Annotated in this window: 11 protein-coding genes; all 11 read right to left on the bottom strand. The window is 31.7% G+C overall.

Annotation, left to right across the window (positions count from 1 at the left end; genetic code table 11):
• Nucleotides 1–538, bottom strand: a 538-nt coding sequence (locus ABIN17_05535; protein ID MEO0284520.1) for a response regulator, incomplete at its 3' end; no start/stop codon positions are given.
• Nucleotides 535–1770: a HAMP domain-containing sensor histidine kinase gene (locus tag ABIN17_05540; protein MEO0284521.1), complete on the bottom strand. Its 1236-nt coding sequence runs from the start codon at nt 1768–1770 to the stop codon at nt 535–537. The genes ABIN17_05540 and ABIN17_05535, both read right to left, overlap by 4 nt.
• Nucleotides 1758–2612: a hypothetical protein gene (locus ABIN17_05545; protein ID MEO0284522.1), complete on the bottom strand. Its 855-nt coding sequence runs from the start codon at nt 2610–2612 to the stop codon at nt 1758–1760. Before ABIN17_05545 ends, ABIN17_05540 begins: the two co-directional genes overlap by 13 nt.
• A 63-nt stretch (nt 2613–2675) precedes the next feature.
• Nucleotides 2676–3134, bottom strand: coding sequence for a pilus assembly PilX N-terminal domain-containing protein (locus tag ABIN17_05550; GenBank protein MEO0284523.1), 459 nt, complete (start codon nt 3132–3134; stop codon nt 2676–2678).
• Between the two features lie 13 nt (nt 3135–3147).
• The gene (locus ABIN17_05555) at nt 3148–4068 is read right to left on the bottom strand and encodes a prepilin-type N-terminal cleavage/methylation domain-containing protein (GenBank protein MEO0284524.1); all 921 of its coding nucleotides are present in this window, start codon (nt 4066–4068) and stop codon (nt 3148–3150) included.
• 1 nt (nt 4069) lies between these two features.
• On the bottom strand, nt 4070–4489 hold the full coding sequence (locus tag ABIN17_05560) for a prepilin-type N-terminal cleavage/methylation domain-containing protein (protein MEO0284525.1): 420 nt from the start codon (nt 4487–4489) through the stop codon (nt 4070–4072).
• Nucleotides 4486–4989 (bottom strand): prepilin-type N-terminal cleavage/methylation domain-containing protein, encoded by a 504-nt coding sequence (locus ABIN17_05565; protein ID MEO0284526.1) that lies wholly within the window; start codon nt 4987–4989, stop codon nt 4486–4488. Before ABIN17_05565 ends, ABIN17_05560 begins: the two co-directional genes overlap by 4 nt.
• Nucleotides 4982–5470 carry a hypothetical protein gene (locus ABIN17_05570; protein MEO0284527.1) on the bottom strand — a complete coding sequence of 163 codons (489 nt, stop codon included), beginning with the start codon at nt 5468–5470 and terminating at the stop codon, nt 4982–4984. Before ABIN17_05570 ends, ABIN17_05565 begins: the two co-directional genes overlap by 8 nt.
• A gap of 12 nt (nt 5471–5482) precedes the next feature.
• A complete protein-coding gene (locus tag ABIN17_05575) occupies nt 5483–9085 on the bottom strand; it encodes a PilC/PilY family type IV pilus protein (protein ID MEO0284528.1) in 3603 nt (1200 codons plus the stop codon).
• A gap of 83 nt (nt 9086–9168) precedes the next feature.
• On the bottom strand, nt 9169–10326 hold the full coding sequence (locus ABIN17_05580; GenBank protein ID MEO0284529.1) for a phosphoglycerate kinase: 1158 nt from the start codon (nt 10324–10326) through the stop codon (nt 9169–9171).
• 1 nt (nt 10327) lies between these two features.
• A complete protein-coding gene (gene gap / locus ABIN17_05585; protein ID MEO0284530.1) occupies nt 10328–11338 on the bottom strand; it encodes a type I glyceraldehyde-3-phosphate dehydrogenase in 1011 nt (336 codons plus the stop codon).
• Between the last annotated feature and the right edge of the window lie 429 nt (nt 11339–11767).

Raw genomic sequence — 11767 nt, forward strand, 5'->3', positions numbered from 1 at the left:
TGAATCTTGCAAAAACCTCTTTACCTGTTCCTGACTCACCTGTTAAAAGAACTGCTACATCTTCTCCAGCAACTTTTTTAGCAAGTTCAAGAGCTTTTAAGAATTTTTCATTTTTCCCTATTATTTCAGGTAAAGGTTTTAAAAGTTCTCTTATGAATCCCTTTTCTCTTTCCTTTTCTTTTCTTAATCTTTCTATTATTAATATTATCTCTTCAGGTTCAAAGGGTTTTGTAATATAATCATAGGCACCGCTCTTTATTGCTCTAATTGCATCCTGAATTGAGCCATAAGCAGTTATAACTATTATTTCACTTTTAATTAAAAGTTCATTCTTAATCTTTTCTACAAGGTCAAGTCCATTTATCTCTTTTAATCTAACATCAATTATTAAATAATCAGGTTCCTCTAATTTAATTTCTTTTAAAAATTCATCACTTCTATCATATTCCTTTGCAACAAAATTATGTTTTTCAAGGAAAATTCTTAAGGATTTTGCAAATTCAAGATTATCATCAAGAATAAAAATTTTCTCTTTCATAGGGGAATTGTTATTATAACTTCGGTACCCTTATTTTTTTCTGATTTAACTTCTATATCCCAGCCCTGTTTTTTAAAGAGATAAAAAACCATTGAAAGTCCTATTCCAAGTGAATCAGGCTTTGTGGTATAAAAAGGCAAAAATATTTTTTCAATATCCTTTTTGTCTATTCCTTCTCCATTATCGGAAATTGTTAGAATATATTTTTTATTAGAAATTTTGCTTTTTATTTTAATTTCCCCCCTTTTTTTGATTGCTTCAACAGAGTTTTTTAATATGTTATAGATGGCTTTTGAAGAAAGTAGAGGAGAAGAATTTAACTCTATATCCTCGATATCTAATTTTATTTCAATTTCTTTATTCTGTGAGATTATGAATTTTTCAGTATCTTCGATTGCTCTTTTAATAATTTCTTTTATATTACTTTTACCAAGTTTTAAATCACTACCTTTTAGAAGATTTGTATATTCATTTAAAAGGTTTTTTAATTCAAAAATTTTATTTTCTATATTTTCAAGAATTATTTCAATTTCTTCATTTTTTCTTTCCATTTTTATTACCTTAAGGGTTGTTAGAAGACTTGCTGTTATATTATTTATTTCATGAATAAGAATTGAAGAAACCTGACCCAGAAAGAAAAGATTTTTTTCCATTTCTTTCTTTTTTAAATATTCAATTGTTTTTCTATCAATTATTCCTTCAAATATCTTTTCAGGCGAAAGTTCTTTTATATATCTAAAGGGTCTTAAAATTATTGATATTAAAAGTAAAAAGATTAAACCCCATAAAAAAATTATAAATGTTCTTATAAAAAGAACTTTTGTTTCTGTCCATGTAACATAAGGTAAGCTTTTAATAAAAAGGTATTCATTATTTCCCTTTTGTAATCTGAAAATAAATGTATTTGAATTTACTACATCTATGCTTTTATTCTTTTTTAAAAAATCAGAAAGTTTTTTATTATCAAAATCAAGGTAAGGATTTTCGCTGAAAATTTTTTTAAGATTTTTGCTGTATATAAATTCTATTTCAGGTGATACTTTAAAATATTCAATAATATCTTCAAGTTTTTTTTTCTGTAAGAATTCAAAAAATTCTAAACTCGAATATTCTGCAAATTCATTCCTGAGTAAGATTTCTCTTAAATAAAAAAATTCAAGTATAAGGGGAATTGAAAATATAATAATTGATATTGATATCAAAAGAAATATGTAAAATTTTACTCTTTCCAAATTAGATTAAATTCATAAGTTATTTTATTTCCTGCTGTATCCCTTACTTCAAATTTTACTGTATTTTTTTTAATTTCTTTCTTTATTTTCCCGTACAGGACCCCTGTTAGTGAATCGAGGAAAATATCAGGAGGTGCACTTATAAGCTTAAATTTTAGGGGATCACCGTCAGGGTCTATGGCTTTGATTTTGTGATTAACTACTCCTTCTTTGAATTCAATTCTACTTCCTTTTTCTTCAAGAATTTGAGGAGGAGAATTTAAAACCATTGTTTTTATTATATAAGGTGTTTTTATTGTATCCTCACCGTCTGTGGCATACACAAAGGCTTCTAAAATGTCACCTGCTTTTAGATTCTCTTTTAGCTCTTCACCATTTATAAAAACAAGTTCACCATTACGATACCATTTAACAATAAAACTTACATTATCTCCGTCAATATCCTTTGCCCTTATATTAATTTTAACTTGTTTATCAGAAGAAAAGATACTTTGTTTATCAAAGGAAACTTCTTCTATAAGGGGAGGAGTATTTCTTACAAAGACTTTTTTTGTTATTATTTTTTTATCTTTTAAACTTATTTCTGCAAAAATAGTATCATTTTTTTTAAATAAAAGAGGTGTAAGAATTTTTTCTTCTGAAACAGGTTTCCCATTTATAAACCATTTTATTTTGTAATCTTTTGTATTGGTTCTTACCATTAATTCATCTTTCTTTGAGGGATTTCTTGGAAGAATTTCAATTTTTTCTTTTATTTCAGAATAGATTTCGGATTCTCCTTTTTTTTCTTTTTTTTCCTGACATGCTGCCAAAATAAATAAAATCAAAATAAATTTTCTCATATAAAATTATATGAGAAGTATTAAAAATTTACAATTCTTTAATCTTTAACAGTTCAAGAAGTTTTAACCACCTGGTATATTAGGGACTCTCCTATAGATTTCGCTCATCCGGTAGCGGAGGTTATCTCTTATGCTTTCAGAAAATATCAGGTATTCAATAGCAATATTTCCACCTGAAGCTGATTTACCAATACCAGCATACCCTCTTGCAAAAGTTGCAAGTCCACCACCGAGAAAAGTGGAGCCAAGATTTTCTGTTTCAATATCAACATTAAATCCTTGAATATTTCTTGTCTCTGTTTGAAGATACTGTGGGTTACCTGTAGTAAAGGCAAGTTCTATTTTTCTATAACCTCTTTCAATTCCAGAAATTGCTGCTGCAAAAGCATCCCTTACAGTTTTCTGTGTTGAAGTTATAATTAAACCCCTTGAAACAAGAAAAAGGGCCATTGAGGCAAGAATGAGAATTACTGTAAGAACAAGTATTGTTGTAACCAGTGCTATTCCTCTTTTTTCTTTCATTTTATACCTCCTTTTATTCTATTCTTTTTAAATTTTTTGCAAAAGCTGTATTGGTAAAAAACTCTCTTGGGAATCTTCTCTGTAAATCAGTAAGATTAATCACCCTGTTTGCATTTGTTACAGTGTGAAAAGGATAATGAAAACCAGGCACACCTCTTGAGCTTCTTACAAGTAGTGATATTCTTATTAAAAGGGGTCTTGTGTAAAAATCGTTAATTGAATAATTAGGTGGTAATTCACTTCTAAAGTCATTTACATCAAGAACTCCATCATCATTCCAGTCAGCACAGAATTCAACTTGAAAATCCTCAACATCTTCAAGGAATATCTCATTATTTCTGAAAAGTGTATCACCTCTTAACTCATATGTGACTGTTCTATTTATTACACCCCTGTTTGGAACTTCAAGCAGAATTCTTCCTTTTTGAATTGATAAAGGGGGAGTATAAGTTATTATGCTTTCTGTATCGCTCAGGGGAGTTATATTGTTAATACAAAGACATCTTTGTATTTCAACTTCACCTCTTGGACCGAGAATCAGAAATGAATCACCCTGTCTTAAATTTCTTAAAGTATCAGCCCATCTTCTTATAAGTATAGAACCAAGTCCTGTTTCTAATGCTACTGACCATCTTCCCTCTGTTTGGTCAAGAGGCATAAGGACTGATCTTATTCCCAAAATATCAGGATTTTGAGGGCCACCATCAGTGAATTCAATTGGTTCTTCATTTATGCTGATTCCCAGTCCTGAATGTAAGATTTCTTCTGAAATTACATGTAGAGCAAGCTGTGCTTCTGTAGTTAAAGTAGCCTTTTCACTTACTTCATGAGATTTTCTTGTCTGAATTATGTAAATTCCAATCACAACAGATATAACAATAGAGAAAATTAAGGTGCTTACAATAAGCTCTATTAAAGTAAATCCCTTTCTCATCTTATTTCCTCCATATTTCATAGGTTCTGGAAAGAAACCTTTGTTCCCCTCTTTCAATCCATAAGACATGTATTCTGATTGTTTTTCTCTCTTCATTTTGATTTTCAGCAATATTCCATACTATTGTATAGGGGAAATTTTCAACAGTATTACTATCACGGAAGTCCGCAAGGGCAGGATTTCTCTCTTCAAGATCCATGGTATCACCATCATCAGTTAACAATGGACTATCATAGGGTAAATTAAGCAAATATTCCATATAATTTGTAAGAAGGTAATTTGCATTTTTTGAATGTTTTATATTTATAAGGTAACCGGAGCCAAGAAGAACCATATTTAAAAGACCACCAACGAATACTATCCCGAGTAAAACAAGTGAAACAAGTAATTCAATTAAGGTAAAACCTTCTTTTTTATTCAATACCATCCTGAACCTCCCCATTTCCAGATTTTAATTCTTCCACTTCTTGAAATTCCTACAGCATAAGCATTTTTACCATCAGAAAAGTAAATTCCACAGGGAGTTAAACAGGCTCCAGTTGAAGAAAATATAATAGGGTCAGGAGTTATTAAAGAACCCTGAGCTTCAGGAATTCCATCAGAAGGGACACCGTTTCTTGGTCCATTTAATCTATCAAAATTTTCAGGCAAGGAAAATCTTAACGCATCTCCTGTATTTTCAACAATTATTTCAATTGTGTTAGGTTGAGGGGATCTTCTTATTATTAAATTTGAATTTCTTGCTATTGCAATATTTCTTATATTTCTTAAAATCTGAGCTGTGTTTTCAGCTGTAGCTCTTATATTTGCTTCTCTTATGTTACTCTGACTTAAATAAAAGGAAAAAACACCGAAAAAAATAGTTAAGATGGTTATAACAACGAGCAGTTCAATTAAAGTTAATCCTTTTCTTTTATTCATTTTTAAATATATAAATTTCTTTTATTTCCTTTATATATTCACTCAGGTTAATCCCTTTACCAGTTTTACAGATTAGAAAAGCATTTCCTTTTTCTGGAACAGAAAGGGTTATAAAGGTGTTTTTAAATCCTGCGCTCAATTTGTTTATATCACTTTCAAAATTAAAATTTAGTGCAAAATTTTCTATATCAAGGAGTGAGGGTTTTCCTCCAAGTAAGGATTCAAAAGTTTTGAAATTAATAAGCACAATTTTTGTTCCTGGATTTATTTTTATTGTGGATTCATCTGGATATGAATCTTCATCTTTTACAACAATATAATCTTCAGTGCTTTTTATTATCTCAACAGGTAAAATAATGTATCCTTTTTCAAGTAATTTAAGGTTCTGTAGCCTCCCATACAAAAAGGCATGTATCTTATCAGAGAGAGAATAATCTCCCCCTGATATGGTGATTAAAAAACTTAAAAAAAATCCTCTCATTTTAAACCTCCTTTATCTTTCTTTTTTCCATAAAATTGTTCCTTTCTTTGGAGCAAGGGGTAAATTTATATCATATTTTTCAATAACTCCTGTTGTAGTCTGAACGAAAATTGTTCCTCCTTCTTCTCCTATATGCAGAGTAGGCTCTGATGGGAGACCAGCCACCTGCTTTTCCCTTTCAATCCTTTCTTTTCCTCCCGGGAGCTGTGTCACTACTCCAAGTATTGGAGTAATATACGCTGTTCCTGTTTTTAAATAGATTCCCCAGATTCTTCCTGCTCCACCCACCTGACCTGACTGACAGGGATTACATATTTCTTCAGTTCCACTTAATAAAGGATTTAAGGTTGTAAATATTGCAGCGCCTCCAACAACAGCAGGTCTTGAAATACATCTTTCGTCATCCTCAAGTTTTATAAACCATCCACCTGATGATTTTATGAGATTTTCAAATTGATCGAAGGTATATCTTCCAAGAGATGATATTACACTATCTCCACCTGGTGTGGAAATAACAGCTGCATCAGTAACATCTACTAAATAACTTAAAGTTTTTGTTATACCTCTATCCACTTTAAATCCAACAAGATATTCTGAATGCTCTAAATTAAAATCAGTCAAATCCCAGAATTTTCCGGTTCCAAAAAGTATCCATATATTACCGAATTCATCAACCACAGGGGAAAGCTCTGCAGTAACAGGTGCTGGAATTGTAAATACCCTGTAGAAATTCCAATCAGAAGGATTTCTTTCATTATTTGTCTCCACCATTATTATATCGGTTACCCATTCATCATTTGGTTTGTGTTTATTTATTGCAAAGAAAAGGTGATCAACAGTAAAATCAAGATTAATATCAGCAGGTGCAAGGTCATTTAAAAAAGAAGAGTCCCTGTTAAATCTTGAACCAAGATCAAATCTGTAAACAGTAGATGGATTCTTTAAATTTATAATAAAAAGATGGGCATTCTGGTCAGAAAATCCCTCTGGAATAACCGTTGGACCAGAACCTATTCCAAGATACCAGGTAGTATCTATTTTTACGATACCTGGAAAAGAAGTAGTATATCCAAGATTTATGTCTTGAAATTCTGTTAAGACTTTTATATTTGAAATATCACTCGGATCAGTTATATCAAGAATAAGGAATGAGGACTTTAAAATTTCAGAACCTATAAGTGCAGGATAACCTCCAAAATTCATTCCCTGAATTAAAATTGTTCCCCACCCATTTGGATGAATATTATCAGGGTCAAAAACCTGGACATCTGTTACATAGGGTCTACCATCCACAAAATATAAATGACAACCTTCATATTCAGGTTCTGAAAAGTATTTAAGATGAGGTAAAAGGTTCCTGGGGATTATACCAGCAATTTCTTCACCTATACCGTAAGGTAATTTATTTACCAGTTTACCTTTATCATTCCCGGTTTTTATCTCTTCAAAAACCCCATTGTTAAATATGTGTAATATACCATCATTTGCTCCTGTAATTAAAATTCCTCTTTTATTTAAATATTTTGTATAAAAGGGTAAATAACTTATATCCCCATAAATGATATCATATCTCTCTTGAGGAGTTGAAACATATACTGGAGTTGAGTTTACAATATCCCCCAGTTTCCATACATTTCCATTTAGATATCTTGACCTCAAATTTGGATAATCTTTACCTCTTATGTAGTTTATTATTGTATCTGCTTTTGAGTTTGTAGCTACATCAAGCAAGGTCCTTAATTCATTTATATTTGAATTTGTAAAATCCTTTAAAATATAAGAAGCCCCTGTTTTTGAAACATATTTTATTCTTCTCTGATCTTCACTCCTATTTTTCAAAAGCTCAGCATGTTTAACAGTAGCCCTTATGTTGTAAATAAGAGCAGAATCGATAGGTATAGTATCCGCTCCATTAAATTTACCATCACCCTCATTATCCCTGTATCTTATAACAAATGTCTGTCCAAGAGTTGAATTGAATTTAAACCTTACTATGTAATCATTGAAATAGTTTAAAAATAAATTTTGGTCTGAATCTTCTCTTAAATTTCCTTCTTTATCAACCCATAGTGTATTCAAATAACCGATCCAGTAAATTTCTTTATTTAATTCATTTTTTCTCATCGGGGAAAAGAAAGCCTGGAAGGATAAACCTTCACCCCTTGCTGTTACAGGAAATGTTGGTGCACCTGTTGCTGCTGCAACTTCCTGTTTTATCTTCTGGAATATTTCTTTTAAGGCCTCTTCAATCGCTTCTCCTGTTTCAGCATTATAGTAATTGTCAGGAAGACCATTCTGGTCATTATCCCATTCATCAATATCCAGCTGGTCGTATGGTGTTGGAAGGTAAAATTGTGCCAAGGAATTTGGAGATGGATATGTTGTATAATGTCCCGGATAATTATTTAAATCTTTGTCTTCAAATCCTCCAAATAGAGCCATCCACTTCAGTGACTCTTCTCCATTATCTCCCGCGCTTGCAAAAGTAAATATTGTAAAAAGTGTTACATTCTGAACTCCCTGAAGGTCTCCCCTTAAATCCTGATAATGAATCTGATGGGCAAGAGATAAAGGGTCACCACCTGTGTTCCATGCACCATCTGACATTAAGATTGCATACGCCCTTTTACACCATATTCCCTGTGGTTCATCGCAGTATTCATCAAAGAAAATATCAGTATTAGGATTGTGGTTACCAGATACACCTGTATCATCATAAAGGTCTTTTAACTGTTGCATAGCATATTTTGTTGGAGTATTACCATTTGCCTGTTCTCCCTGAATATGCGTTTCAAGAGTTGATATAACATTCTGTTTCTGGTCAAGAACCCTTGAATTACTCTGGTTGAATTTTATTACACTCCACCATGGTTTTCCTTCATCTACCAACCCATCCATATCCTCATCTGAAAATTTTTCAATTACCCCTCTTAATCTCTGAATTTCATCCCTTATTTTCCAGGGACTTTGAGGAATTACAGTTTTTTCTGTAACCCATTCCCATCTTCCTGTTCGTGGATTACGCTGATATTTTTCAATATTAACATAAAAAGTTCCTCCAACTTTACAGTTATTTGCCTCAGAAAATCCATCATTGTTAAAATATATTAGAATTCTCCTTGTGCCCGATAAATAATAGTATCTTTGATATACTTCTGTGCCATAAATATTTGATCTTTTTCTTAAATTTGCTATTCCATAATTTCCATCAATTTGATCAATATACTCCCCTGTTAAAACCTTTTTAATGATATTCATCCTGTTCATCCACTGAGCCCAGTTTAAAAAATTACCTGAAAAGCGACTCGTTGCCTCATCAAAAGGTGGCGAGCCCGGTGTATAGGGTATATCCTTTTCCCAGTATCCCCCAGTTGAATTATATTTATAATAGTATCCTTTATCAAAACTTCCATAAAAATTATAGTTATTATTGTAATTATTTTGATACTCATCAGGAAACGCATTAAAAAGCATACTTCCTGAATAATCAAGAACTAAAGCAACATGAGGAGCTACAACAGCTCCTGTCACACCAAGAAATGGAGGAAATAAACAGGGAGGCCTTTCAGCCCCCAGATAAACTCCCATTATTATAAATATCCACATTTTTTTCATTCTCTCACCTCCACTTTTAATCTATGCAAATTCTGTTCCTTTAATTTCCCCTTTAATTTGTTTACTTTTGGTAACAGAGTGTTTCAGTTAAGTGCCTCAATACCTGGTAGAGTTCCCTTTTCAATAAATTCAAGGGATGCACCGCCTCCTGTTGATACAAAGGAGATTTTCTCTTCAAGTCTTAAATCTTTTAAAACCTGGACTGTTTCTCCTCCACCACATAAAGAAAAAGCACCTTTTTCTGTTTGTTCTGCTATTTTTTTTGCTATTTCGTAAGTCCCTTCCCTGAATGTTTTGTTTTCAAAAACACCCATTGGTCCATTCCAGAATATCGTTTTTGCTTTAGAGATTTCTTCTTTAAAGATTTCTATTGTTTTTGATCCTATATCATAACCAGAATAACCTTCAGGAACTTCCTCTCCTTCCTCATATTTTTTACTTTCAGGATTAAGAGCATATCTTGTATCAACTGCGATAATTATTTTATCCTCAGGAAGTTTATTAACTTCTTGAGTGTATTTTTCATCTAATATAGAGTTTCCTATTTTTTTACCCTTTGCCTTCCAGAAGGTAAACATCATACCCCCGCCTATTAAAACCTTATCACATTTATTAACAAGAGTTTTTATAACACCTATTTTATCTTCCACTTTTGCACCACCCAATATTGCTATAAAGGGTCTTTCAAAATTTTCCGTAATTTTCTTTAAGTTATTTATTTCTTTTTCCAGTAAAAAACCAGCATACTTTTCCTCAAAGAGCTTTGGAACCGTAAAAACCGATGTATGCTTTCTATGAGAAGCGGAAAAACATTCATTAACATAAATATCCGCAAGTTCCTTCCATTTTTTTGCAAGTTCAATATCTTCCTTTTCCTCATTTTTTTCAAATCTTACATTTTCAATAAGCAAAATATCACCTTCCTTTAATTTTTCAATAATTTTTTTTACACCTTCTCCATATACTTCTTCAGTGAATTTTACCCTTTTCCCAAGAATTTTACTAAGTCTATTTGCACAGGGTTTAAGTGAAAATTCAGGATTTCTTTCTCCCTTTGGCCTTCCAAGATGTGATGCAAGAATTACCTTTGCCCCTTTTTCAGATAAAAACTTTATTGTGGGAACTGTCTCTCTTATCCTTGTGTCATCCTGAATTCTACCTTTTTTTATTGGCACATTAAAATCAACCCTTACAAAAACTCTTTTACCCCTTATATCCCCTATTTGATTTAATGTTTTCATTTTATTTCTCCTTTTCTGATAAATATTCAAGTAAATCTACAACTCTTACAGAGTACCCCCATTCATTATCATACCAGCCTGCTACTTTTACTAAGTTTTCAACAGTTTCGGTTAAGGTTGCATCAAATATACAGGAATGAGGGTTTCCTATGAAATCAGTAGAGACAAGGGGTTTATCACAGTATTCAAGATATTTTGGGAGTTTTTCTGATACTTTTTTGAAAGCCTCATTAACTTCTTCTTTTTTAACTTCTTTTTTAACTACTGCTGTGAAATCGCAAAGGGAAACATTTGGTGTTGGAACCCTGATTGATATAGCCTTTAGTTTTCCCTTTAATTCAGGATAAACAAGTTCAATTGCTTCTGCTGCACCTGTTGATGTTGGTATTATATTTAAAGCTGCTGCTCTTGCTCTCCTTAAATCCCTATGTATCTGGTCAAGAATTCTCTGGTCATTCGTATAGGAGTGAATTGTGGTCATTTCTCCCTTTTCAATTCCAAAATTTTCGTGTATAACTTTAACCAAAAAGGAAAAACAGTTTGTTGTGCAGGAAGCATTGGATATAACAAAATGTTTTTCCGGGTCATAGAAGTGTTCATTTACACCAAGGACAATTGTAACATCCGGTTTTGTTCCTTTACCAGGTGCAGTAATTATAACTCTTTTTGCTCCTGCATCAAGGTGGAGTGCTGCTTTTGTTCTATCTGTAAAAGCTCCTGTTGATTCTACTACATAATCAACTTCAAGTTCTTTCCAGGGGAGTTTTGATGGTTCTTTTTCAGAAAAGACTTTTATTTTCTTTCCATTAATCTTAAATCCATCTTTTAGAACTTCTATTTTATCATCTGTTATTCCAAAAACAGAATCGTACTTATAGAGGTGAGCGAGAGCCTCAGGGTCTGATAAGTCATTTATTGCAACAAATTCAAGATTTTTTCTTTTTAAACCTTCTTTTAAAACCTGTCTTCCAATTCTTCCAAAACCATTTATAGCAACTTTTACCTTTTTCATTTTTTAATTTTAAAAATTATTAAGAGGGGATTTGAACCCTTAATGATTTATATTTTACATAAAAAAAGCACAGATTTTCATATTAATGTAGATAAGTTTCCTTAAACCCCTATTTTCTTAAAAAAGTCGGAGAAGGTGTCCCCTCCTCAATTTTATTTTTCCACCTTATATGCAAAAAATCATATGTTAGCATCTTCAAATGGATAGCCTTTACATAGTTAATTGAGGGAATTTCTATTTTAACTGAATCAATTCCAACTGTAAATATGTCAAAGGAAGGAGATTCAATAGTGTTTTAAAATTTCCTCATCACTCAGAGTTGGTTCAGTTTTTTTCTCTTCATCCCAATTTTTTTTCTTTTTTATTTTTAAGGGATTTGAACCTTTAATTATTATTAGACTCATTAATAATTCTTGAAAAAAGGCAGAT

It is taken from the genome of candidate division WOR-3 bacterium, assembly GCA_039803925.1.
Lineage (GTDB): Bacteria > Hydrothermota > Hydrothermia > Hydrothermales > JAJRUZ01 > JBCNVI01.

Coding starts and splice junctions, on each gene's coding strand:
- ABIN17_05545 (MEO0284522.1), bottom strand. CDS start 2,612: ATGAGAAAATTTATTTTGATTTTATTTATTTTGGCAGCATGTCAGGAA.
- ABIN17_05550 (MEO0284523.1), bottom strand. CDS start 3,134: ATGAAAGAAAAAAGAGGAATAGCACTGGTTACAACAATACTTGTTCTT.
- ABIN17_05555 (MEO0284524.1), bottom strand. CDS start 4,068: ATGAGAAAGGGATTTACTTTAATAGAGCTTATTGTAAGCACCTTAATT.
- ABIN17_05565 (MEO0284526.1), bottom strand. CDS start 4,989: ATGAATAAAAGAAAAGGATTAACTTTAATTGAACTGCTCGTTGTTATA.
- ABIN17_05570 (MEO0284527.1), bottom strand. CDS start 5,470: ATGAGAGGATTTTTTTTAAGTTTTTTAATCACCATATCAGGGGGAGAT.
- ABIN17_05575 (MEO0284528.1), bottom strand. CDS start 9,085: ATGAAAAAAATGTGGATATTTATAATAATGGGAGTTTATCTGGGGGCT.
- ABIN17_05580 (MEO0284529.1), bottom strand. CDS start 10,326: ATGAAAACATTAAATCAAATAGGGGATATAAGGGGTAAAAGAGTTTTT.
- gap (MEO0284530.1), bottom strand. CDS start 11,338: ATGAAAAAGGTAAAAGTTGCTATAAATGGTTTTGGAAGAATTGGAAGA.